At 36.4% G+C, this 25436-nt stretch carries 27 protein-coding genes; 1 reads left to right on the forward strand and 26 read right to left on the reverse strand.

The genetic code is table 11. The features are described from left to right. Positions 1-38: 38 nt before the first annotated feature. The 8 genes from IGL30_RS06790 to IGL30_RS06825 form a co-directional block, all read right to left on the reverse strand. Entirely contained in the window at positions 39-230 is a 192-nt protein-coding gene (locus IGL30_RS06790) for a helix-turn-helix domain-containing protein (RefSeq protein ID WP_002390835.1), read from the reverse strand. 81 nt (positions 231-311) lie between these two features. Continuing rightward, positions 312-719 (reverse strand): sigma-70 family RNA polymerase sigma factor, encoded by a 408-nt coding sequence (locus IGL30_RS06795; RefSeq protein WP_002390836.1) that lies wholly within the window; start codon positions 717-719, stop codon positions 312-314. A 52-nt stretch (positions 720-771) separates the two neighbouring features. Continuing rightward, the gene (locus IGL30_RS06800; RefSeq protein WP_002390837.1) at positions 772-1233 is read right to left on the reverse strand and encodes a hypothetical protein; all 462 of its coding nucleotides are present in this window, start codon (positions 1231-1233) and stop codon (positions 772-774) included. 54 nt (positions 1234-1287) lie between these two features. Continuing rightward, on the reverse strand, positions 1288-2052 hold the full coding sequence (locus IGL30_RS06805) for an AP2 domain-containing protein (protein WP_002390838.1): 765 nt from the start codon (positions 2050-2052) through the stop codon (positions 1288-1290). A 69-nt stretch (positions 2053-2121) separates the two neighbouring features. Beyond that, the gene (locus IGL30_RS06810; RefSeq protein ID WP_002390840.1) at positions 2122-4248 is read right to left on the reverse strand and encodes a hypothetical protein; all 2127 of its coding nucleotides are present in this window, start codon (positions 4246-4248) and stop codon (positions 2122-2124) included. Continuing rightward, positions 4235-4543: a hypothetical protein gene (locus tag IGL30_RS06815; RefSeq protein ID WP_002390842.1), complete on the reverse strand. Its 309-nt coding sequence runs from the start codon at positions 4541-4543 to the stop codon at positions 4235-4237. The genes IGL30_RS06810 and IGL30_RS06815 overlap by 14 nt, the downstream gene beginning before the upstream one ends. A gap of 8 nt (positions 4544-4551) precedes the next feature. Next, a complete protein-coding gene (locus IGL30_RS06820; protein WP_002390843.1) occupies positions 4552-5202 on the reverse strand; it encodes a hypothetical protein in 651 nt (216 codons plus the stop codon). Between the two features lie 41 nt (positions 5203-5243). Next, the gene (locus tag IGL30_RS06825; RefSeq protein WP_430618113.1) at positions 5244-5762 is read right to left on the reverse strand and encodes a hypothetical protein; all 519 of its coding nucleotides are present in this window, start codon (positions 5760-5762) and stop codon (positions 5244-5246) included. Positions 5763-5923: 161 nt separating this feature from the next. On the opposite strand from IGL30_RS06825, the gene IGL30_RS06830 reads away from it, so the two are divergent. After that, the gene (locus tag IGL30_RS06830; RefSeq protein WP_002390845.1) at positions 5924-7450 is read left to right on the forward strand and encodes a helix-turn-helix domain-containing protein; all 1527 of its coding nucleotides are present in this window, start codon (positions 5924-5926) and stop codon (positions 7448-7450) included. Between the two features lie 277 nt (positions 7451-7727). On the opposite strand, the gene IGL30_RS06835 is transcribed toward IGL30_RS06830, so the two are convergent. From IGL30_RS06835 to IGL30_RS06920, 18 genes are all read right to left on the reverse strand, one after another. Continuing rightward, positions 7728-8558, reverse strand: coding sequence for a phosphoenolpyruvate hydrolase family protein (locus IGL30_RS06835; protein ID WP_002390847.1), 831 nt, complete (start codon positions 8556-8558; stop codon positions 7728-7730). Beyond that, entirely contained in the window at positions 8551-9780 is a 1230-nt protein-coding gene (locus IGL30_RS06840) for a Tm-1-like ATP-binding domain-containing protein (protein WP_002390848.1), read from the reverse strand. Before IGL30_RS06840 ends, IGL30_RS06835 begins: the two co-directional genes overlap by 8 nt. 99 nt (positions 9781-9879) lie before the next feature. Then, positions 9880-11070, reverse strand: coding sequence for a phosphoenolpyruvate hydrolase family protein (locus IGL30_RS06845; protein WP_016171830.1), 1191 nt, complete (start codon positions 11068-11070; stop codon positions 9880-9882). Between the two features lie 326 nt (positions 11071-11396). Then, positions 11397-12329 carry a conjugal transfer protein gene (locus IGL30_RS06850; protein WP_086269177.1) on the reverse strand — a complete coding sequence of 311 codons (933 nt, stop codon included), beginning with the start codon at positions 12327-12329 and terminating at the stop codon, positions 11397-11399. A gap of 18 nt (positions 12330-12347) precedes the next feature. Then, positions 12348-13352 (reverse strand): lysozyme family protein, encoded by a 1005-nt coding sequence (locus tag IGL30_RS06855; RefSeq protein WP_002390852.1) that lies wholly within the window; start codon positions 13350-13352, stop codon positions 12348-12350. Continuing rightward, a complete protein-coding gene (locus IGL30_RS06860; protein WP_086269176.1) occupies positions 13349-15472 on the reverse strand; it encodes a CD3337/EF1877 family mobilome membrane protein in 2124 nt (707 codons plus the stop codon). The genes IGL30_RS06855 and IGL30_RS06860 overlap by 4 nt, the downstream gene beginning before the upstream one ends. A 4-nt stretch (positions 15473-15476) precedes the next feature. Further along, on the reverse strand, positions 15477-17924 hold the full coding sequence (locus IGL30_RS06865; RefSeq protein ID WP_086269175.1) for an ATP-binding protein: 2448 nt from the start codon (positions 17922-17924) through the stop codon (positions 15477-15479). After that, the gene (locus IGL30_RS06870) at positions 17911-18300 is read right to left on the reverse strand and encodes a conjugal transfer protein (protein WP_002297349.1); all 390 of its coding nucleotides are present in this window, start codon (positions 18298-18300) and stop codon (positions 17911-17913) included. Before IGL30_RS06870 ends, IGL30_RS06865 begins: the two co-directional genes overlap by 14 nt. A 65-nt stretch (positions 18301-18365) precedes the next feature. Then, entirely contained in the window at positions 18366-18665 is a 300-nt protein-coding gene (locus IGL30_RS06875) for a hypothetical protein (protein ID WP_002390855.1), read from the reverse strand. Beyond that, positions 18646-20688, reverse strand: a complete 2043-nt coding sequence (locus tag IGL30_RS06880) for a PHP domain-containing protein (protein WP_002390857.1) — start codon at positions 20686-20688, stop codon at positions 18646-18648. Before IGL30_RS06880 ends, IGL30_RS06875 begins: the two co-directional genes overlap by 20 nt. A gap of 88 nt (positions 20689-20776) precedes the next feature. After that, on the reverse strand, positions 20777-21280 hold the full coding sequence (locus IGL30_RS06885) for an antirestriction protein ArdA (RefSeq protein WP_086269173.1): 504 nt from the start codon (positions 21278-21280) through the stop codon (positions 20777-20779). 13 nt (positions 21281-21293) lie between these two features. Beyond that, positions 21294-21515: a hypothetical protein gene (locus IGL30_RS06890; RefSeq protein ID WP_002298822.1), complete on the reverse strand. Its 222-nt coding sequence runs from the start codon at positions 21513-21515 to the stop codon at positions 21294-21296. 4 nt (positions 21516-21519) lie between these two features. Continuing rightward, the gene (locus IGL30_RS06895; protein WP_086269172.1) at positions 21520-21657 is read right to left on the reverse strand and encodes a DUF3789 domain-containing protein; all 138 of its coding nucleotides are present in this window, start codon (positions 21655-21657) and stop codon (positions 21520-21522) included. After that, positions 21654-22838, reverse strand: coding sequence for a MobT family relaxase (gene mobT, locus IGL30_RS06900; RefSeq protein ID WP_086269171.1), 1185 nt, complete (start codon positions 22836-22838; stop codon positions 21654-21656). The genes IGL30_RS06895 and mobT overlap by 4 nt, the downstream gene beginning before the upstream one ends. A gap of 258 nt (positions 22839-23096) precedes the next feature. After that, on the reverse strand, positions 23097-23387 hold the full coding sequence (locus IGL30_RS06905; RefSeq protein WP_086269170.1) for a hypothetical protein: 291 nt from the start codon (positions 23385-23387) through the stop codon (positions 23097-23099). Continuing rightward, entirely contained in the window at positions 23377-24519 is a 1143-nt protein-coding gene (locus IGL30_RS06910) for a DNA cytosine methyltransferase (protein ID WP_086269169.1), read from the reverse strand. Before IGL30_RS06910 ends, IGL30_RS06905 begins: the two co-directional genes overlap by 11 nt. Before the next feature lie 77 nt (positions 24520-24596). Next, complete coding sequence (locus IGL30_RS06915) at positions 24597-24764, reverse strand: hypothetical protein (protein WP_002298811.1); 168 nt, start codon at positions 24762-24764, stop codon at positions 24597-24599. Then, the gene (locus tag IGL30_RS06920) at positions 24757-25431 is read right to left on the reverse strand and encodes a zeta toxin family protein (RefSeq protein WP_086269168.1); all 675 of its coding nucleotides are present in this window, start codon (positions 25429-25431) and stop codon (positions 24757-24759) included. The genes IGL30_RS06915 and IGL30_RS06920 overlap by 8 nt, the downstream gene beginning before the upstream one ends. Positions 25432-25436 lie beyond the last annotated feature (5 nt).

Here is a 25436-nt window from a genome sequence, read left to right on the forward strand (position 1 = left end):
CTAACAGAAACTGACTACACGGTTATCTTTAAAAGTGATTATTCTGGAATATCAAATTTTTTTAGAGCTAAATATAATCTGATCATACACTCTTGGTAGCAATCTTCATCAAAGCTCCCATTACGACAAGATTCTTTAACCAGCAATGGTTTAAAGCTGTTCACAATTTGAGAAAACGCCTCTTCATCATTCTTTTGAACAAGAATAACGAGTTCTGCCAATGACTTCATTTCACGCATCCTCCGTTTTTTTGCACTCATTTTCCATAGTGACTGCTTTAGGAGGGGCACGAATCATATAGTTTTTTAAAATTAATGAAGGAGATGTTTTCGAATCTTTCCTAGAATGCGTTGACGCTTTTTTGTTGCACCTTGTCGTGTCATTGATAGTTGAATAGAAATCTCATAGTCTGAATATCCAAAAATATATTTTTGAATTAGTAGGGATTGATCTTTTTCAGATAGTTTTTGAAATTCAGTGGCTAAGGCACAATTAGAGAAATCTAGCGGAAAATTTTCAGATACCACCGTAACAGTTTCTTGTGGATACATAGCTTGCTCCTCGATAAAATAATCTAGTGTCTTTTGTCCAGGAACAAATTCAATATCTTTTAGTCTACTATTTTTAGCAAAATAATTAATTGCCGTATTATGAACTGTTTTTTGAATATAACTAATAATTTGTGCATCATCATTTCCAAAATCAAAATTCTGATTCATCACTGTCACTTCTTCCTTTGAAAATTCGAAAGGAAAAAGATATACGGACAAATTAGGTTTTAAGTCTATATTGCCAATATCCTCTCATAGCACGTTCAACAGGGATTGATTCATCTCGATTTATTTTTGGAAGAATATTATTTACAAAATTGCGATAATCAGGAAAAATTTCATACGATTTTGTCCACTCATGATATATTTGCTTGGCGGATAATGGTTTTCCTGACTCTTTCAAGATTGATGCAATAATAAACCCGTAATCTTTGTAAGATCGATGATGGTTATCGATTGCTTTTCGCTGAGTAAAGTAATCTTGGAGCTCCTTTTCATTTTCTAAATTCATCGGCTCCACTTCACGACATATTGCTTTATCAGAATTTGTCGTGTCTTGATTATCTTCTAAATGAATTAAGTATTCTTTTAGATCAAAATACTGTTTTGAAAGCTCCCTTCTTTCCTCCATCAATAGTCTCAGTTGATCATACACTCGACATTTTTCATCACGAATATCCATATTCTTTCTTCCCCTTTCACTACTAAAAACAAAAAGGGAACACGAAAGTGGACATTAAATCGAAAATTGTTTTAATAATGGCAAAAAATATTTATCTTCAGCTCTTTTTCTCGCTCGCGCTGCTTCACTTAAATCATCATACGTCCCCAGATAGTATCGTTTTCCACGAAAAGTAATATAGGCTACCCACATTCCCCTATAACGATAAACCCCTTTTACACCACTAGTATTATTTTTAGCCAATTTTGTTTTCAAACATTCGACAATTGTTCCGTTTACACAAGTTCTACTTTCAACTCTTTTCAAACAACCACAACTTTTTGTGTGACCAGATGATAAGTTGCCATAGCTTACTTCACATAATCGACCACAGCTACACCTACACTTCCATTTTGTCTTCCAATCTATTTTCTTATTTAATGGTTCAATGACAGTCAGGTTACCGTATACCTGTTTTTCGATATGAAACTGTTTTTCCTTAAGACATCCACAACTCCGGATTTCTCCTCGTTGCAATCGTTTTGCCGATGCCATTATTTCATTGCCACACGAACATAGGCATTTCCATACAACGGTTCCTTCGCTACGTTCTTCTGTTGGAGTAAGGGCAATTAGTTCACCAAATTTTTTATTAGATAAATCCTTATATCTATGCCGATTTTTAACATTTCCACACCCGCAGCTTTTTGTTCGACCCGAGACTAAATTGGAATGATAAACAATTGTTTCTTGTCCACAATCACAAAGGCAGTGATACTTTTTATAACCATTTTGAATTAATTCATCTAAAATAATCAGATGACCATATCTTTTTTGCATAACCCATCGCCTCATTACTCATGAAATCTATGTACTGAGATAACCAGGGGATCACCCTAGTTATCTCTACTAAATCACTTCAAATTTGAAGGTCATTTGGATGTTACATTTTGTATTTTGATATTTTCCGTAATATGCTCCTTTAATTTGAAATCCACCAACTGCTTGAGAATTTAAAATTCCCAATTCTTGATTTGCAACTGATGGATGTAACTCAATCATCGGAAACTGAAATTCTTCCAATGAACTCAAACTTAATTTCACTTTTTCATCTTTCCCACTAGGTTCGATATCATTAGCTCGAATGACATCAATCGTTGAACTAGAATCCACTTGCATTTTGGCTAAAGATACTTTGAGCTTAGCAGTTGAATTATTTTTCACTTCGTAACTTAGTGATGATACCTTACCGTTTTGAACATCTGTTGATCCAAAGATTACTTTTTGCGGGATAGTAACATCAATCAAATCTTTGGCATCTAAAACATTAATCGTGATATCTTTCGTAAGATTGCCAAGTTGGATCGTAGCAGTATAGGAGCCAAACTGAGGCTTGACATCATGCTTAATCACTTTAATTTGCTTAGATATTTCATTTCCACTTGAAAGTTCCCACGCTTTAGATTGGCTTTCTTGCAAAATCCATTCTTCAATTTTTGAAGCAGGAACGTGGTTAGAATAGGCAGTGAAATTTTGCGAACTCAATACATATTGATTATCAAAGATACTATGATGATCATGTACAAAAACAGGCACAGTCACTTCTGCCTTATTCCCATTTTGATCGGATAATTCAACTTTTGCATCCGTCAAACCAATTTTAGATGTATCAGGTATTTTTATATACTTTGCAGTTATTTTTGAAATATCATCGTTATCTTGCAAATTTGTTACCACATCAAAGGGGTTGGCTGATATACTGTCGTTGACTGGAATCATTTGTAAAATACCATCCCCAGTAGGTGCAATATTGTCAGGATTAACAGTTAACTTTGCTTGTACTTTGGTAATATTTCCAGATGGATCACTTACTTCTAGATAAACATCTTGAGCACCAACTTTTTTATTATCTGGAACTGGCTTCGAAAAATCAAAAAAGACAGTCATTTTCCCATTTTTATCATTATCAGTGATTGAGCTAACAAAATCTTTTGCATCCACTATTCCCCCGTAGTCAATAGCTTGATCTTTTGGAACAACTACCGGTGGTGTAGTATCTTTTACAGTAATTGTTGACTTTAATAAAGATATGTTTCCTGAACTATCTGTTAAACTCATTTCAAATGGATGATTCCCCAAACCTAGATTGTCTGGATCAGTAATAGAGTCAACTGTCACTGGCTTTGTATCATTATCCCAAGGTTCATACTCAAGAAAGTCTTTAATTTCAACTCGTGATCCTAGTTCAATAATAATAGGATCAATTAATTTACCATTTGGTGGGGTTGTATCGATAACCGTAAAGGGAATATCAACTGCTACAGTGTCTCGATTATCTGAGAAAATAAATTTTCCATTCGTATTACCTAACTTGCTATCATCAGGCTTGTTCTTCATATACCATCCAACTGGCCCATCATTGTTTAAAATATTTACATAACTGAAAATATTTTTATCATTAGGACTGAATAAATTTAGTTCAATCGTATTATTTTGATTGGGAATTACGGTTAATTTACTACGTGCTACATTTACTAGAAATGATTCAGTCTGATGAGTGCTACCACTACGATCATTAACTGTGTACCAAATTCCGCCCACTTTTTCTTCAACATGGAAATTCCATTCTAAATCATATTCAATATCAATTTGAACTATGTTGGCGTTTCGTTTTCCCCGTTTTAAAGTAATCGAATGATCATTATACGTTGGAATTACTGTGCTTGGATCTGAACTAGTGACTTTTGTTATTACTCGTTTGGCAGGACCGGTAAAGTTATACTCATTCATTTCCCAATTCGTGCAATAAGTTTCAAAATTTTGAGGATAACTATAACTTACGGATAATCCTTCATCACTTGGAATTAAAGTCTGAGTCATAAAAGTATCGAGTTTATTCCACTCGGCCTCAGTAGCATCTTGTGCAACTCCTGCTGCGGTAGCTCCTGAATCACTTGCAAAGCTACATGTGGGAAATGACAAACTCCCAATAATGCAAACGAAAGCCATAATCAAAGAAATGCTACTTTTTCTCATAAGCGCCTCCCAATAGAAATCTCAGCTCTAAAGCGATAAGCATAAGAACCACTCCAATGAAGGAGAGAAAATTACTATTATCTCCTTCATTGCCTAATTGTGGTAATTTATCCATCTTATCACTTTGGTTTTCATCAACTACATCAGAATGTTGGTCGTTTCCTTTGCCAATGATTCCCTCAATTGGAATATGATTAAACTGAATACTTGATGACTCAGCGAAAGTCTCGATTGGACAAATAAAAGTTAGAATGGTTACTAACGATAGCAATATAAAACCATAGTATTTTTTCATATCAATTCCTATTGAACTTCAAACTTAAGAACTAAATCATATTGTGGATTTAAAGCATTCTTTTCAAAATTAAACCCTGTTGCTACCCCACCACTTAATTTAAATTCAAGCTTGTCTCCAGTTGGATTCAAAGTGCCAATTTCCGCCGGGAATTGAGCTGGATTTTGCGGGTCTGTCGTGTGCAAGGCGATGTCTTTACTTGCAGTTTTATTGGTTAAATTCAAAGTCAACTTATCACTGATTTTTTCAGCATCCGTTTGACTCCCAGATCCTCCCGGTGTACCACTATCCTTAAAATCGTTAACAGAAATCTTAACTCCTTTTGAGGAAAGATTTTCAATTTCATAAAGTGGAGAAATAATACCCGTACTTACATCTGTTTGACCAAATAAGATTTTTGTTGGAATTTTAACATCAACCCATGCTGGATCTGTTGGATCTGGATCTGGTTGAGTCGGGTCTGTTGGGTCTGTTGGGTCAAATTCTTTAAATGTTCCTTCTGCCGGAATAGTAGCAGAATCTTGTTTTTTGACTTCCTGTGGTTGGGTATTCGGATCTGGTTGACCATCTTCATAGGCAAACGCAGCTGATGGACCTAATAATGCTGCTCCTCCAAATGCGACTACACCGAAAAGTGCTACAAATTGCGTTTTTTTCATTTTTGTTCCTCCATTGTTTCTATTATTTATAACTAGATATTCTAGTTATTCACAGATAATTGCCCTACTACTAGGGTTTCTCCAACCTTTTTTTGTGCCTTATCGTTCTCATAATAAGTGACTAAATTTTGTGTTTTATAAACACCTTTTTTGATGGTAGTGCTTAATTTACCTTGGGATACATATTGTTTTGGCTTAATGAGACCTGAATCATAAACAACTTTTTTCTCTCCATCAATTGTAGTCTGAACGCGTATGGCATATTGATTACTTGCCGGATTTAATATACTGACCTCGCCAACCTCTGATGATGATTCAAAAACCATATCAGAATTCATTTTCAAACGTACTTCGCTTTTATCCGCCTTTGATTGAAGGAGCTCTTCAAACTCTTTTTCGCTCATATCCTTAACAAACTCACCTGATTTTCCATCAGTTTCGCCAGCAACTACATTGGGAGCAGTTTGATGAGTTAAAAAATAGTAGTACACACTTCCCACTAAGAGAGCTATCAACAAAATTAAAAGGATAACAATTCTTAATCGTTTTTTTCTTTCCATTCTCCTTACCTTCCATTGTTTTTCTTACTCTAATGTTGTTATAATAATTGTAGCTTGTCAGCTTATCTATGTTTCCAACAACGGTGATAACTATAGAACAATACTTCTTATTGAGAAAGTTCATTTTTAATCTAACGTTCGCTAACTATTGGAGGCTCCATATGGAAACATTATTAGAAAAAAACTTACAACGACACTATCAAATCATTAAATTTCTCATTTATAGAGACTGGGAAAAAATAAGTACTATTTCGAAATTTACCCAAATCTCTGAAAGCACAGTTCGTAAAAGCATTGGAGATATCAACCGATACATCAACCCAGCTAAACTGGAAAGTAGTAAACAACTTGGTGTACGGCTAATTCTCATGCCTGATCAAAATCCTTTTTTTATTTTTTCTGCACTTTACAATCAGTCTGCAAGATTCTCCATACTTGAAGAAATCTTTTTAAGTAGACATACCAACTTGACCTCTTTAGCTGATCATCTTTTCCTCAGCATTTCTACATTGAAAAGAAAGATAGGAACAATCAATGAACTTTTAGCTCCTTTCGACTTTCACATTGACTGTACCTATATGGACATAATCGGTGATGAGAGAAAAATATGCTGGTTCTATTTTTGCTACTTAATCGAAAAATATGGACTCATTGAAAAAGTAATTACTGAGAGAGATGTTGAATTGATGGATGAGGTCATGCAAGAGTTTATGAATTGCTACCCATTTTTACAAACTCCTGCACGCCAAACCTATTCTTATGTAAATAAATTTAGAACTATGTTATTTATTAATTTTATACGAATTCGTAGAGGTCATTTACTTCCAAGCCAATCACAAAATGACCAAAAACATGGGTTTACTTTTTCAGAAGAGTTAACTCAAAAACTTTTTCAACACTATCACACTGAGATAACCTCAAAGAGCATATATCGATTATTTTATATATTTTTCAACGACAAATATGCATGGTCAATGACAGATTTAAAACAAAAATGCTCCTTAAATCCAAAAATTAATCATCTTCGTGTCGCGATAGAAAATACACTAAATTCAATTATTGAAAAGGAAAATCTAATCCTTTCTAATAAAGAAGAACTTATGCTTTATCTATACAACGCAACCACTTATATTTGGGGACCTGCAAAAATCCTTTATAATCCTAATGAAGAATTTTTTACCAATCTCAATAATTATTACGAAGGATTTACACAAAGAGTCAAAGAAATCATAAATCGTTATTTTTTAAATAATGATTTACCAATTTACGTAGATGATTCCGTTATTAATCGACTACTATTTATGGTGGTCACTTCATGGGACTCATTATCTGATCAATTGGAACAAAAATCACCAACTATTAAGACTGGACTCTTTTTCAATACGAGCTACGAACACTGTAATTTTTTGAAAGAAGATATTATATATCATTTAAAAACGCGAGTGAATGTGGATTTGATTGATGCTACTAGCCTTACCTCAGTTAGAGAGAGAATGTGCAAGTACGATCTTTTGATAACTAATCTTCCCTCACTGTTCGTACCAGAGTGTACCGTAGTATCTATCCATTCAAATCCTACTCCAAAAGATTTTGAGAACATACTCACTGTCTACAATGAAATCGTGAATAATAAACAAGACTTTGATCTGTCCATAGTACAAAAGCAGAACAGTATTTATAAGTATTAAAATAAGTCCAGCACTCAAAAGAGTGCTGGACTGTAGTTTTGTTTCATCAGTTCACATAAAAACCTCATACTATCTTTTCTCTCTCTCTTGAAGTTAGTCTTTGCTTAAAACTATAAACAACTTAACTATATTTTTCAAAAAAAGTATCTAGTATGTTATATATACTGATTTCTTACAAAATCGTCAATATATGCTAGAAACAAATTTCATTAGATGTCCCAATTAGAAAAACCAAGAAAATTTTTATTAACGATTTTGATATAAAAAACAAACTCTATTAATTCTTAATCTTTTTAAATGCAGCTGTTTGTTCTCTGATACCTTTTTCAGCTGCAAAGCGCTCAATACTGGAAGCACCAAAGAAACCATCAATTCCCTTTGTTTTTTCAATAATATATTTAGCATCTTCGGGTTCAGCAATTGGGCCACCATGGCAAATTACCATGATTTCAGGGTTCACTTTTCTACCGGCATCAATAATTGCTTCAATTTTTTCTACACAATCGTCAAGGGTCAATGCTGTTTTGGCACCAATTGTACCTTTAGTGGTTAATCCCATATGTGCAACTAGAATATCCGCTCCAGCTTCTGCCATTTTTCGGGCTTGTTCAGGATCAAAGACATACGGTGTTGTTAACATGTCTAATTCATGTGCTTTTTTAATCATATCAACTTCTAAATCGTACCCCATCCCAGTTTCTTCCAAGTTTTGTCTAAATACACCATCGATTAAACCAACTGTAGGAAAATTTTGAACTCCATTAAATCCTTGTTCTTTCAACTGTTTCAAATAGATCTCCATTACTCGGAAAGGATCCGTTCCGCAAACACCGGCCAATACAGGCGTTTCATTCACAACGGGCAAAACTTCTTGTCCCATCTCAACAACAATTTGATTTGCATCTCCATAGGAAAGAAGGCCTGCTAATGAACCTCTCCCTGCCATTCTGTAACGACCAGAGTTGTAAACAATCAACATATCAGCTCCGCCAGCTTCACTACTTTTTGCAGTAATCCCTGTTCCAGCGCCTACGCCAACAAGAATCTCTCCCTTATTAACTTTCTCTTTAAAATTCGTAATGACTTCTTTTCGTGTTTGACTATTCATTGATTATGTCTCCTTCTTTATTCATTAAATTAATTAATTGTTGCGCAGAAAGTTCTGCAAATTCCTTATTATTTATTGCTTGTTCTTTTTCAATTATTCTTACATTGTCATTGTCAAGATTTTCCTTAATTGATTCAATTAGCGCTTTATCAGCTTCTGGATAATAGAATGGGCCATCTACAACATCAATAGAAGAAAAACCACCGTTTGGGATAAGCAGTACTGTCTCTATCTGTGCCATATTCAATTTTTTTGCTACGATTTTGCCCAATTCTCGACTTTCTTCAACAGAAGTTCTCATCAGAGTTACTGTTGGGTTATGCTTATAGAAGTTCCTATTTTTGAACTTCTCTGGAACTGTATCAAATGGTCCAAAATTTACCATATCCATTGCACCTAAAGATACAACTTGAGGAACTTTTGCTAAAGCTGCAGCTTCTAACCTATTTTCACCTGCCTTTAAAACTCCACCGACCAACTCGTCGGCCCATTCAGTCGTCGTCAAATCAAGTACTCCTGCAAAATACCCATCCGAAACTAGAGATTCCATGGTCTGACCGCCAATCCCAGTTGCATGAAATACCAATACTTCGTAACCATTTTGCTCAAGATATTCTCGAGCAAAATTTACAGCAGGCGTTGTCACACCAAACATAGTAGCGGCCACTAGAGGATGTTCATCCACTTCATTTTCAATACGATAATTTAGCAATCCAGCTATCGCTGAAACAGCATTCCCAAAAATTCGTTTTGATATCTTATTTAATCCTGATACATCTACAATTGAAGGCATCATGATGATGTCACTGGTCCCAACATAAACACTAGTATCTCCTGAAGCGACTGTTGAAACAATCATTTTGGGAATACCAATCGGTAATTTTCTCATGCCAGGTGCCACAAGCGAAGTCCCGCCAGTTCCCCCAAAGGATAGAACCCCATCAAAAAGCCCTTTTTTAAATAGTTTAGGAAGCAACTGTTCTAACCCTTTAGACAAAACATCCGTGGCATAAGCTCGATCATTGCGCTTACGGATTGTCTCAATATTTTCTTGAACCTCGGCAGCAATTTCAGAAACATCAACATCTGGAGTAAAAAATGGTTCAAATACCCCTGTATGAATGGTAAATACATTCAAATCAAGTTTTTCTAAAAGCTGTTTAATGTACTGGTACTCTGTCCCTTTTGAATCAAAAGTTCCTACTAAAGCAACAGTTTTCAATCGTTTTTACCTCCTTATTTAGTCACAGTTAACTGCTTACAAGTTGATTATAGGTATATCAGGACCGATTGAAAACGTTTCACATCGTGATAAAATAGTTTATATATTAGATTCTCTGTACTTTTTTGGTGATTGTTTCATATATTTTTTGAAAATCTTATTAAATTGTGCGTAATCAGAATAACCGACGCTACTTGCAATTTCTACCAATCTTAAGTTCGTTGAGTTCATTAATTCAATAGCCTTATTTAGCCGAAACTTGATTAGGTACTCAGTAAAACTTACACCTACTTTTCGTTTAAAAAGATCACTTAGATAGCTTGAAGATAAATTGGTAAAATCTGCTAAATCACTAATATAAATGGTTGTCGAATAATTTTCACTTATGTATTTTTTTACAAAGTCAACATAATCATAATATTTTTCAATACCTTCTAAAATCTGGATAGTTAAGTTATCGTGTTGTGTGTGCGTAGCATCTTTGAATGATTTAATCTGAGAAGAAAGGATTTGTTCTGAATTAATTCTTTCAAAGGTTGATCCACCAATATATCCCTTTATTTCAGGAAATTTATTATAAATGTAGCGCACTTCTGTTAAGTCATTTATTGGACCGCCGTAAACCATGATGATGCTCTTCGATTTCCGCTCAATCAACTTTGCACAAATTTCTTGAATAGTACTGAGCATATTTTCAAAGGAGTGCATTTTTTTTGCACCTAAATTTCCTCCTTCAGTAAGACCTAAGTGTATACACACAATATCTGGTCCAACCTTATCCATTTGTTCAGCTTCCTTCTTATTTGTTACAAACCCCATAGTAAATAACCCATTATTTTTGGCAAGCTCTATAAACTCTACCTCTTGAAAAAAGGTAATTTCCTCTTCTTCTAGAGCCTCTCTAAACTTGCCATCAATCAAACTAACCGTCGGATAATTTACAACCCCTGCAAAATTGTATTCTTTGATATAACGAATCAATTCATCTGATTTTATTAAGGGATCCGTTGCATTTACTCCAAATAATACAGGGAAATCATCCAACACAGGCAACAATTCTTTTGTAGAAAATTCCTTTACTAGGTCATTACTGTTAGCAAATGGTAAATAACCTCCCAGTGAACTCCTCCCCATTTGTCTGAATTTGCCCGAATTTAAGGCTAGTATTAAATCTGCTCCACCTTGTTTAGCGTTAACTGCACTCATCCCAGTTGCCGTAGCAATACCTAAAAGAAACTTGCCACCATAAATCTGCCTTTTTAATTTGCTTAAAATGACTTCTCTTTTCATTGTACCAACCACACTTTCATAAAAAGTTTCTTTCTGCCACTCCAGTATACTTTCAATAGTAAAATATCTCAACGATTGAAAAAAGACGTACAAGAAGACCTATATCCAAGCGTAATCAATACCTTCCACAGTTTTTTTACAAAACTATATTCGTTCAAAATTACTTGTATATGAGTATTAGCCACACTATCTGAATTATTACCTCATCATTTCATTTCTAAAAAACTATATCGATTCTGATATATGAAATATAAATTACAAGGAACCGCATCATTTACGATACGGTTTCCCATGACTAATTTACAATACTCAAAAAACTAGGTTAGTCATCTCTTAGTTATAAATCTTTTTTTTGATTCAATAATCATCCAGGTTCCGTATTTTTGTATTTTCAATCTATATTGAAAATAATTAATTGCTTTTGAAAAAACATCGCAGTATTTCACATCAACATTGACTTGAATATCTTCGCCAATTCCTTGAAAAACAGTGTTAAATATTTCCACAAATTTTAAGTTAGAGTTGATTGGTTGCATTGCATCAGATTTTACGTAATAATCGAGTTCATTTTCTGATGCGGTCGGATAAAGCTTGAAAAATGTCTCTAGAAATTCAGTGATTTCTTCCGTTGTTTTGGCATCAATTTCTGAGTCACTTTCTACTTGTTTTACTTCATACTCCGCTTTTTCTGGTTTTGCAATCATTGTAGGTAAACTCGTAACTATATGATTCCCTTTTTCATCTTCAAAGATTGTCACTCTATATGCAGATGAAATCGATTGTGCCTTTTTCCCTTCTGTAATCTTTTGATCCACTAAAAATGAAACGGTAAAATCTTCCGCGCCCTTTTCGACACCTAATACTTTTACTGACTGAACTTCAGAACTAGTAGGAATATCTACTCGAACCATATCTTGGCTCAAAGTAAGACCTTCTTCTGTAAGGTACTGCTCAAGAGTATTCATTCTCTTTTCAATTACTTCCTTATTATTCTCCCATGAAAAATATTCTTTCGCAAAATTCTTCGTAAAACTTTCAACGCCAGAAGTATTCACTACCTTTTCCTTCACAACCACTTTTTCATGAGTCGTGTGTTGATCAATGGCGGTGAAATTTTTGTAGATGCCAAAAGCAAGACTACAAGACAATAAAAGCCAAAGGGCAAGCACCATTTTTCGATGCTTGCCCACGGATACGACTCGTTCTTTCTTCTTTTTTTTGGTCTTTTCCTTTTGATTTCGTTCAATTTTTATCTTCATCTTTATTCCTCTTTTCTTTTATTTGTATCGACCGGCCCCGATAAGATGCTGCTGCCAATAGTTTTCCGTTAGATTCGTCCACCCCACTGGATCTCCTGCATGAAACATGCGATTCTCCCCTGCATAAATACCGACATGGGTTACATAAGTACCGGCATCATAGGTTGAATGAAAGAAAACTAAATCACCTGGTTTGGCATCCTTTAAATCAATATGGGTCATGGCATCATATTGATCCTGAGCCACCCGTGGGAGTTTCAAACCAACTTTGGCATAACACCATTGGGTCAATCCACTACAATCAAACCCCGTTTCGGGACTTGATCCACCAAATACATAGGCTGTTCCTTCATACTTAAACGCCTCGTCAAAAATTCCTTGGACGGTTTTATCATCAAACTGTGTTGTAGTTAGGTATTGCTTCACTAATAAGCAATAAAACATATTGCCATAGTTATACCGCCACCCACCATTTTCCTTAATCGCTATTGGGTTGGGGTAGTCTACTTTTTGGCCGCCCGATTTTTCCTTTGAAAAAGATTCAGCTAAAGCAAAACTATGCTTCTTCCCGTTTTTCGCGACATGATACAAATACCCACCACCATAGTTATAAGCCTGAATGATACTATCTCGATCACACCCTAACTCTTTGGAACGCTTAACTAAAGACGCAAAATAGAGACACCCTTGTTTAATGGATGCCTCGGTACTTAATGAATTCGGTGGTAAGCCGGCCGACTCAGAACTTTGCATAACGTCTTCCATTGTGCCACCAGATTCCACTTGAATAATCGCCAAAAGAATTGGGATATACTCTGTTATATCCGATTCTTTGGCATACTTTTCCACCATTGCACGGTGTTTCAAAACTTCTTCTGAGACACTGCTTCCTCCTGAAGATGTCCCAGAACTACTACTTCCTTCACTGTCTTCCCCAAATAACAAACCCACACACATCAAGATTCCCATAAAGGAGATGGTCAGAAAGGTTAACGAAATGATACTTAATTTCTTTACATTCATTTTTTCTCACCTGACCTTGATTTTGGACGAGGGTTCATTCTTTTTTGTACTTTTTGATTAGTTCGCTTGGACAGAGTAGACCGCTGTTTCACTTGTTGGAAAGAATTTTTCTTACTTGATGATTGGCTTTTCCCTTTTGAAATGATTTCTTGACTAGCGAGTTTTCTTTTGATTTCAGGATTCGAATTTACTCTCACAATCCGCTTTGATGCTTCTTTTTTCTGCGTCCTATCTTTTTGAGGCTGAGTTACTTTGTCTATCTGAACATTCGCCCTTCTTTTTCCCTGACGATTTGTTGCTTCACTCAGTATCTTGCGTTTTTCGTCCATTTTCGCATTTCTTCGTTGTCGTTGTTTTTCTCGTAACTCCGCTCGATTTGCTTTTTCTTGAACCAGTCCGCGCTTGAATTCTTCCGGTGCTTTTTTCGTCTTTTCGATTCCTTTATGGAAATTGTACTTCAAGTTGGTTGGTGTATTCCGTACTCCATCCTTTACTTGTTTGGTCTTATCTTTTACCAAGGCTTGGGTATCCAGAACCTTGCCGACTTTTCTCCCGGCCAAGTTCATTCGGGATTGTTTCTTATTATTTGAGATTGACTTTTCCTTATTCGAGTCAGATGATGCCTCCTGATCGTTAGGTAATCGTGAATTCTTTCGTAGAGAAGAACCGAATGGCTTAAATTTGGATTTTGATTGTTCCTTTGCCAACTTATTTCCGACTGCTGCACCACCACCAAAAGCCAAAGTTCGTCCCACATTTCGATTGAGTTGCCGCAATTTACGGTTCATTAACATTTGTGGTTTCCGCATGACCCGTCTTCCCATTGACTGACTATCATTACTTTGAAGATTGAACATGCTCATAATGTCCCCCAATTTGAAATAGATACCGGCAAAGGTCACAATTTGTAGAAAAGCTACCATAAAGAAGGGATAAGTGGCCGAAATATTGAAAAACATCGTGGAAATACTAAATGCAGTCGTAATCACTAAGGTGACACCCGCTCGCATCATAATCGTATTGAATAAGCGAATAATCGCCTTCTTGCCCAAACTCTCATAAGTCGGCAACATGGACAATAAGAAACTAATTGGCAGAAACATCGCAAAGATAATGAAGAGAATTTGCGAGAACAACATAATCCCTGTTAGAAGAAAAACAAAGAAGGAAATGCCAAGATTGAACAATACCAAAAAGACCACGGTCCCTAAACGGTTCATGGTCTTGATAATACTGAGATTCGCATTGTCATTGTCTTCAATCTCCGCTTTGACTGCTTCTTCCCGATCTTTGCCTTTGTTTTCATCTGGACTCACAGATAGAATCTTGTTGACCCGGTCTTCGCCAATTTCTTCTATATTGGAATCATCAAATTGCAAGAGTAACCAAGGTTGTTGGACTTGAATCGAAAACAAGCTGTCTCGAATCAAATCCACACTATCTTTTCCTTGGCTTTCTGAATTCGGTACGACAATCTCTGTTCCAAGGTTAAGAGCCGCTTCACTAACATCTGAGCTAAAGTCATTGATTTTTGTGATATAGGTAGGCGCATACGCAATAAAAGAACCCGAAAGTAGAAAGATCATCATAAAATTAATGACAGCTCGGACTGCTTTCGTGGTTTCTCGTTTTAATAAACCTGTATACGCCACGTAAACTCCTAAAGCTAAAATCATTAATAATAAGAAACCGAAATAGAAACCCGAGGTCTGGAGTCCATTTTCAGTAATACCAGCCAATGTTTGGATATTCTTTCCAATACTTTCAGCCGTATCCGAAATGAAATCTAGTTTATAAGCTTCTTGAACCACATAACCCGTGGCGTTCGACAAATACAAACTCACCGTCCAAATGAAATTAGTAATAGCATAAAGTCCATACATCACGCTTTTCCCTAAGCCATCGCCCCAATTCCAAGGCAGCCAATCCCAAGAACTATCCACAAAGAAATCTAACTGATAGTTCCCAAGAGAATATTGAGAATAAAGATTTCCCGCTTCAACTGTATCATCAACTAATCCAGTCGCCTCAGCTACCGCACCGACTAAACTCAATAGAACTGTCAGAGTGATGATGCTAATAAAAACGATTCCCACAATCCGAAAAAGTTTCTTTTTCATCTCCTCACTCCATTCTCTCTTGAACAGGTGGACGGGTATCAAAGGCATGGAAGAGTTCTTCAAAGACTGGATGTACCTGAACCACGCCTACCCGACCATACAAATCCTGCATCAAGCATTGGCCATTTTCCAAATCTCGTAGGCGTTTTTGATTACTTTCATCTTCTTGATCCAACCCAAAAAATTCCAAAGTCTTCTTGATTTCATGAATATCGGTACTACGAAAAGCAAATTTCAATCCGATATTATTCTTCAAGCGTTCATCCAGTAAATCGTCACTGTTTTGCGTGACAAAGTAAACCCCAGCATTCATAGCCCGCCCAGCACGAACGAGCTTATTCGATAATGTTTTCCCTTGCGCTACTTGAAGAAAACTCCACGCCTCATCCAAGTCTACAATTTTGAAGATTTCTCGATTGCTATGGATAAAGTCCAAGGCAAAAGTAGAAATGACGATTAGCATGGAAACACTAAGCAATTCCATGGTGGTATATTCTTCAAAAGTGGTTTCTGCATCTGGTAAAACCAAATCCGCTACTTGAATGATATTTAACTGCCTATCTAAACTAATCGACTGGGTAATCGAACCATCTGAGAAAAGCAAATGGGCAAAATCATAATCGGTAAAGGACTCGATGTGATCCGCGATATTTTCCGCAACTGGTGAGCCTTCTTTTCGAAGCTCATTAATTACTTGTAATAATCCCCGTTGATTGCTTTGGGTAACCGTCCGAATGGCCTTACGCAACACTGGAAACTTCTCCCCATCTCGACTAGAAATTCCTGTTAAAAAGGTCAGGATATCAATTGCTAAACTTTCTGAGTCTTTCTTTTTCTTCATGATGACATAGGGATCAAGTAAGCCTTGATTTTTTGGCTTACTAGTTAAGTTGAGAATATTGATTTCATCCGCAATTTCTGGCAAGGTTTCTTTCCAACCACCGCGTTCTCCCTTTGGATCGACAATCACAGCTTGCCCACCAAAAAGGACGGCATAATAGACTAAGAGATTGTTACTAAAGGACTTCCCACCACCAAGTGAACCAAGGAAAGCGGCAGCTAGCGCATTGGTAACTGAACCCTTTACCCCTTGTGAGGCCAATGCCGGTTTCAGGTAAACATTGCGCCCCGTATCTACGTTATAGCCAAAGTAAATGCCTTCTAACTCGCCTAACATCTGTGTAGCGCCAAATCCAAGTCCGGCGAGAAAATCCGACGTAACATACTGGATATAATCATTCATGTATCGCTTACTAGAAGGTAAGAATTCTTCATGTAGTCCCATCATATCGCCAAAGGGCCGGACTATTTTTACATTGGTATCATCATAAAAATCAAGCACTTCATCACAACGCCGCTTTAATTCATCCACAGAATCCGCACTCACCCGAACCACATAGCTTAGTTTGTACATAGATTCTTTCGACTGATCCAAGGCGGTTTCCAATTCATCCACGGAATCCAACGCATCTAAGACATTGGAATTCGTCTCATTGTCAGATTGATAGGCGTGGTTGTCTAAATCTTTCAGTTCCTTTTTCTTATTGCGAACAGTAGCAAGTGCCTTTTTGTTCGTCACAATCTCTACATTCATTGAAGTATCAATTGGAAAAGTAAATTGTTGTTGCTGATAATAGAAAAGTTCTGAGGAAGGAAACTCCATCTCCCCTACAATCGTATTGATTGTTAAGTACGCTACATACGATTCATGGTTTTCATGTTCTATGCGTAAGTACCGTGGTTTTTCTTCAATCAAACAACGAGTGGGACGTAACAAGTCGTAGCGTTTCACCAAAGTTTCCGACTTTAGCTTTTTCTTTGGCAATTGAAATTCATACTCTTCAAATGGTGTACCTTTTTCACCATAAATATGTTCAATCAAATACGTCAGATCACTGGGTGTGACTCGTCTGACTTTAAATCTTCGAGCCAATTTACTCTCCATTAGTTTTTCAAGCTTGGTATATCGGCGAATTTCTTCATTGGATAACGAAACAAAATCGCCCATCAAATGATGATTGACCCCATAGATAAATTCTTGAAAACCGGAGAAGAAAGATTTCTTGAGATTCTTTAGGTTGACCTCTTCATCTGTGGCAATTAGTTTAAAGCCAATAAAAAAGCGATAATCAATCTGACTATCGCCAATCATGGATACTAATGCATCCGTCTGTAGGTCAATCCGTTGTTTCGCGACTTCTTTTAATCGCCCGGTAATTTCCTTTTTCGATCTTTCTTGCGTGGCACGAATACTACTTTCTGTGGCAATTTGTAAGGCATGGATCTTTCCCTCTCGGTTCTGAGCAATTAATTGGCGAAAGTTATCATGTACTTGATACTTCTGTTCAGGCGATAAAAAGGAATAGTTATAAGGCACTAATTCATAGTAGGCAAAACACTCGCCTTCTTGATTAAAGACAAGATTATTTTCAATATACTTAATCGGGTACATAATTCACACTCCTTACAAGAGTAATGGGCTCATCCCATCGTTTCTTCTGTTCTTTGACTTTTTTTCCAGCAAAAGTAACCTTAAATCGTAAGTGATAACTGATAAAGGATCGTAAAAATCCCAATGGTTTCTTACCGTCAAACGTCTTTTGCGACATGAACCAAGTAACCGCCACCGGTATGCCTAAGTATTTTAAAAAGGCCCCCTCTATCATAGATAGCGGAGGCACATGGGCAAAAACGATGACAAACAGCAAGGATAAAACGAACCAAGCCATCTGGTTAAAGGTCACAGGAAAAGGCAGCTGAAAGTCATTAATTGCGTAAATAACCTTTTCAACTGCCCAGATACTGGTATAGCTTTTTATTTTTTTCATTAGCTCATCTTCCTTAACACAGTAAAAGACCCATTCCATTGAATGAGTCTTTCAAAATTTTGTCATTAATCATTTGCATATTTTTGGAATGCAGTTGAAAACTGCTGATTTACTTTGTCCTGAAGGTTATCTCTCTCTTTTTTTAATTCCAAAAGTTTATTATAAATATTTTTATATATAATTTTATGAGCAGCATGTTGGATTATTTCTTCATCGAACTCATCCATCTCAAATTCTCCATCACCATTGTCCAAGATCACACTAATAAAATTAAAAAGATCATCCTTTGTGATTTGGTCAATCGCAATCCAATTATCTTTTTTTAGGAAAAAGCCTTGGTTGTTTTCAATTTTTAAGTATTTCATACATCTCGCTCCTCTTACTATATGAATCCTCTCCTGCTTCAAGACAAGTTAATTGAACAGATAAATTATTAATAGATTTTCCATCATTTGAGTATAATACTTTATCGGTTGGATAACCAGTAAACACTCTAAAAACAGGATTATCCTTTTCAATACTCCTTTTTGTATGCAAAATGAAGTCTGGATTGATAGAACCACCAATTGTATTGTTATGGGTTGAAACAAATACTGGGATATTTTTTGAAATGCTCTTCAACATTGTATTTATTTTTGTATCAAGAAATGGATTATCAAACGAGGATTCAGGCTCATCGATGAGTAACATATCGTATTCTAGAGCTCCCTCAATTTTTCTTAAAAAATTATACTCAGCCCTTTGTCCACCAGAAACCGGCTTCAAATCTTTATTTAAAATCTCAACTTGTATTTTAACGAAGTACTTATAAAAATCTGCAGTTTCAAGTTTTTCTTTACTTTTTAATTTTTGCAAAAAATCAAATGGGACTGAATATGCTGGAAATATCTCAGAAAAACGGATTTTCATTTTTGCTTGATCAAGCATCTCACGTGGGTTCGCAAACTTTCTTTTTGATTTTCTAACTGTGAAATCATAAATTTGCTTTTCATCAAGAATTTCATCTTGTTGGAGTTTTTTCGTGAGTTCGTTAAACTTTTGCATTTTCAACTGTTCTTCAGCAATCATTCCCAAGTCAATATCTATAATCCTTTGAGTTGTTGTTTTTAACGACAGCTCACTTTGAACATTACTAATAATAGTATTTGCCTTTTCCTTTATTACATTTTCCAAAGAAATGCGTCTGTGCTCTTTAATCAAACGAAGAAGTAATTCTTCAAGTTGTTTTCTTTCAAGAACTTCGTCAATTATCGTCGAATATTCATTATTATCAAGGATTATTTGGGTTGCTTTAATTAATTCTTCTAAGGTTGATAAATCCTTAAGTTTAAACTTTTCCTCACTAAAAAGTGCCGATTTAGCAAACGCGTCCTTCTTCTCCGTACTTTCTGCATTTTTTACCAGTGACTGTACATATTCATTAACAGTTTTATTTGTAGCAAGAATATTAATATTCAGCATATCTTTGACAATTTCATTAAACTCAGCTAAATATTCCGCTGAAAATAAACTTTCATCATTCTGTAATTGAGTATGAAAAGTCTCTTCAGAGCGTTTTTCATTAGTTTCGACTAATTCAAATTGACGAATATATTTTGTATTTTTAGTACTTTCCTCAATTTTATTTAATAGATGAGTTTTGCCAGAAGATCTTTCTCCCAATAAAACATTTAATCCTGTGGATGCATTAATTCCATTATGAATTTCAAATAAGTCTTTTCCCTCTTTTTTAGACAAACTTACTTTTGTTTTATCCGATAATGCTCCTTTAATTGCTGATAAACTAATTTCAGAAATATTAAAATATGTCTGATGATTGTTAAAACTATTCATAAAGCAGCAAATTCTTTGATCACTAAATAATACAGGCGTTAAATTATCAACTTCATTTTTTAACTCCATAAATTTACGTGGAGAACTGACTTCCCCAGCTGTAATAGTAGAATGCTCCGACAGTTCCTGAATAATTTCTTCTGGAATCTTAGGTGATTTACGGTAATGTGGAATCAATAAATACTTTCTCAAAGTATGTTTTGGAAAAACTGAATAAAACTCTGCTAAAGTCAGAGAATCAGATTGTTCCTTTATGAAATTACCTAATCTTTCACATGATAAAGCAAATTCTTCAATTGAAAAATCTAAATAATCACCGATCAACAACAAGTGGCCTTTCTCCAAATCAATCTCTACTCCAGGAAAAACTGGTATTTCAATTTTCTCTGTTATTTCCCTGAACTGATCAATATCAAAAATATTATGATTCGTAATAGCAATAGCATTAAGTTTTTTTTCATCTATATACTCTGATAACTTATCTACTGAAAAATCAATTTTTTTTGAATCACTAATAGATCTGATTGTATGAATATGCAAGTCTATCTTTTTCATCTACCCTACCCCAATCTCACTTATTCATAACAATCTTATCATTTTTAGTAAACGAAATAAATGAGATATTGTAGATGTTTTATATGCATTAATTAAGATATTCAAAGACCCCACGACTCGTAACCAAATAGTTGCCTCCAATCTCCAAGTCTCGACCACACGCATCAAAATCAATATACGTCTTCAAGTGTTCTGGTACTTCTCCAAAATCACCATTTTCTACAATCAAGAAATATGCTACATCACTCATATCATCGCAATCTGGATAATAGACAATATCATCCACATGCTCTACCATTTCTTCAAAAGAATTGAAAAAAGCATGTTGAATCTCAGAAGCAACTTCACCAATCGGCGTTCCTTCAAGCTCCTCCGCTAAGCCACACAACCGATTAATTTCCTCAATTGGTGTATATTCATCAATTTCAAAAGGCAGTTCATAATCATGAATCGCGTACTCTTCGTATTCGTCATTTAATCCAATCAGTTCTTTGACCTCATCAAAATCGACAGGTGGGGTAAACCACGCCCCCACCAATTCACCTTCGTTATATTTCCCGAGATTCGCAATATAAACGCGCATCTGTTCCATTGTGCTTCCCCCCTTACGCACCGACAATTCGGTTAAACAAATTGAGTAAGACATCTTTCACACCAGACGCATTAAAGACCAGACCTACCGCAATCAAGGCAATCACCAAAAAGCCAATTAATTTAGAAAACTCCCGCTTAAATCCTAAAAATAAACCAATGACTACAATCGCTAGTAAAACCAAAGATTGGGCATTGGTTAAAAACCATTGATATAAATTTTGTCCGAAATTCATTTCATCACTTTCCTTTCTTTTCCATTGCTCGGTCTGCTGCTGCACTTGCATACATCAAGCACATCACAGTAACACCGAGCATACTCCCACCAAACACCAATAAAATATCTTTTACAATTCCCATGACCTTTCCTCTTTTCATATAATCAAGTTTTCAATTGCCATACTTTGTTGTTCCAAAATCTTTTTATGCCGGTCTGATAAGCGCGCATTCTGTACCATATCCTGGATATAGGTTGTCTCGTTCAAACGATCCAACTCCTTGGCCATCTTCCACGTAGGGGCGACTTGACGTCCAAGCCAATTCAAGGTTCGTTCAATGGTATACGGTTTCGGTTCAGAGGTTAATTGAATTTCCTTACGATTCCGTCCAATAAAGCGCCCCCATTGTTCATTCAAGGGCCAATTGGTTCGCCGTTTTCCTTCCACCTTGTCCGCAAATCGCAAATAACGATTGATAATGGAAAACGTGGTGCTCTCAATGCTACGACCTTTTAACAAATCTTGAATCGCATGAAAAGCACGGTCATTTTTCAGTCGAATCTCAAAGCGATTTTTCGTTTCAGTTTGGTCTAATGGAATCCCTAGCTTGATATATTGCTCATAATCTTTTTCGTACAAACAAAAATAAACCTCACTCTTGAGGCTGCCGATATATAAGGTATTGCCCATACCATCCTTTTCATCAGCTTTCAACAACTCACCGGAACGATAACTTTTGAAGGTACGAAACAAGGAGATACATTCTTCCTTCTGACATTTTTTCGTTAAATCAGGAATATCCAGTAGCCCCACTCGATCATTGATTGCCAAGTCCAAGCGCTTCATCACGCCACCAGCTTTTAGACAATCTTCGAAAAAGTCGTACCAATTACGCTTTTGAGCGAGTAAAAACGTTTCAAACTGTCGACAACCTCGCCCTTTTAATTCCAAAAGGACGCCTTTATCTTCTTCATGAGATAACATCACCACAATGTCTCCCATAACATATTGTTCTTGATAGGAGTAAAAGGCGTAATCTTCATGGAGCATATATTCAAATTTCAAATGGAGAACTTCTTGAATAATTTTCCGTACATCCGTTGTGGGGAAACGAATCCTTACATAGTCAAACAGTAACGTCAAAGGCAAATCGGGATTGAAACTTTCCAGTTGGTCAAAAATTTTTCTCATGGTCTTTTCTGATGGTGTAAGTAGACCTGATTCAATCTTGTTGATATATTCTCGAGTCAAATGACATGCGACAGCTAATTTGTTCTGCGAAACCTTATAATCCTTACGCTTTTCTTTTAGCAATTCCTTGCTTAAATTTCTTTTCGCCAAATAATCACCTCCTAACAAAAGTGTGAAGTAATTGACGAATACTTCACACTGAATCAAATCGTTAATTTCCCTTGATACACCAGCAATTCTCAATCGTTGCTTGCTTGTTTTTTGTGTTTTTGTACCCCCCTGTTAGATACGGGGGGTGAGACATCATGGCCGGCTGGCGCCGTCCATGAACAGGCACAGCTCCACGGAGGATTTCTGCTTCGCAAATCCCCCGCGGCCAGCGCCTATCAGTAGTGGTTTATTTAGCCGTTACTCCGCGGTAATGCCCTCAATTTCCAATTCTGCTTTTATCTCAAACAAGTATTGGCGGATATCTGGTTCTTTGGCAAGGTCTGCAATCCGTTCCAATTCACTGATGAGTTGATTTAGCTCAATTCGAGCATCGGTTTCCTCGTCCATTACATATGAATCACAAGGGACCTTCACCCCGTTTTTGCGAATATCAAAATTGAGCCGGTACAGTTCTTCTTCCAGTTCCGGATCTGACTGAATCTTACCAATCACCCAGTAGATCTCTCCAATCAACTCATCATAAATCATCTAGTTTTGCCTCCTTTAATCTTCTAGCAATATCAAAAATGACCGGAACTGTTACAGAGTTTCCGGCTTGCTTATACAACTGGCTATCTGAATTGACTTGAGAGGCCCGGTCAAAAGCCCAATCAGGAAATCCTTGAAGTCGCCAGCATTCCCTGGGCGTTAGCTTCCGAATCTGATACTCATCTGTGACGACTGCTTGTTGGTCTCCTGTTAGTAAGGTATGCACACTTTGTTTTCCCAGACGGCCTCGGCGACTTGTGGAGTTAGGAAAAGCCAGGTTCACACTGTCCCCTGGTTTTACCTCTTGATATTCTGTTTTATTTTTCCGAATCATAATCTTCGTTCCCCCTTGTTTCGTTGACAAGGTGGGAGCTGTTCCGGTTACATCATAGACCCGATTGCCTTGTTCAAAATTTCCCGACAACATACCAGCCACTGAAATTCCATCATTCACCGGGAGTGCGATTTTGATTCCTTCATTGCCGGTTAAGGTTGGCACCACGCCATCTGAACCATAGACTTGTCCCCCCATGCCTCGATTGGAGGGATTGATATTTACCAAGTTTCGGATGTTTTGATCAGATGTTGGAGACGCTCCAATGATAGGAAATACTTGTTCGGTACATGCGTCTCGAGAATGTCCGATAAGGAAGATCCGCTCGCGGCTTTGGGGAACGTAGGCCTTTGAGTTAAGCACCTGCCATTCCACATCATACCCCAGTCCATCCAGCGTTCGGAGGATCGTCTCGAACGTAGCCCCTCCTTCGTGATTGAGCAATCCCCGGACATTCTCAAGGAATAAAAACTTAGGTCGGAGAAGAGCGGCAAACCGAGCGATTTCAAAGAATAAAGTACCTCGAGTATCGGAAAATCCTTGCCGCTTTCCCGCAATTGAAAAAGCTTGGCACGGAAATCCGCCGCAAAGGATGTCCACTGGTCCGAGGGATTGAACAAACTCGTCTGGTACACTTGTGATGTCATGCATTTCCACCTCCTTTCTTGTATCATGGATTGCCTTATAACTCCGCCGAGCAAATTCATCAATTTCACAAAAGCCGATACACTGGTGACCCGCTTGTTCCATACCTAAGCGAAAGCCACCAATCCCAGCGAATAAATCTAAAAATGTCATAAGTCACCTCATTCATTGCAAAGAAAAAGCCAAGAACATTTTTGCTCTTGGCTCTTAAAAATATTTCAATTTCAAATTTATTTTTCTTTATCCAAACCAATCAATTCTCGTTGTTTTCGATTGGATTCATCTGCTACAAATTTAAAGACTGTCTTCAGCTCTTTCGCAGAGGCATTCTTTTGTAGTGTAGAAAAGTTACGGTTATACTTCTCCATAATTTCTTCAACTTTTTCTTTCTCAGTCATGTAGTTCTTCCTCCAATCTTTCTTTCGTATAACTGATTGGTAATGCTAGTTCAACATTATCAATGTCCATTAGAAAATCAGAAATCGTATTTTGAAAGTCCTTCACTAAGATATTGATGGTTACTTTCTCTTGAAATTGCTTTTTCACCTGCATCAAATTTTTTCTCGATTGAAAAAAAGCATTGATAAAACGTTCTTTAGGAACAAAACGGCCTTCAACTTCTTCTCGTTTTTTAGTAAAGTCCCAAGCAATAAATGGATCTTGATATACATAATAAACAAGCACATTATAATTCTTTTTGAGTGCCCGTTCAATATTTTGATTTACCTTAGAAGTCGCAAACGTGCCATCAAGAATAAAACTATAACCCTTTTTAAGAACTAAATCGAGAGCAGCATCTACCAAAAGTGCTGATCCTCGTTGAAATTCATCTGAATTATTCCTAGCATAGCCCGGAAATAGTTCACGAAATTTATCAGCATCGATTACACAAAGATTACTATTCAATGCCGTCAAAGTTTGTGTAGCCTCAGTCTTTCCAGCCCCAGGACTTCCGGCCATAAAAATGGCAGTCTTTTCTTCCTCTTTTTCTTTCCCATCAGTAATCGAAGAAATTAATACTTTTTTGTTCTCTTTAGCATACTGTAAAGAATAATCTTCTGTCATTTTTA

It is taken from the genome of Enterococcus sp. DIV1089c (assembly GCF_050530965.1).
GTDB classification, from domain to species: domain Bacteria; phylum Bacillota; class Bacilli; order Lactobacillales; family Enterococcaceae; genus Enterococcus_B; species Enterococcus_B hirae.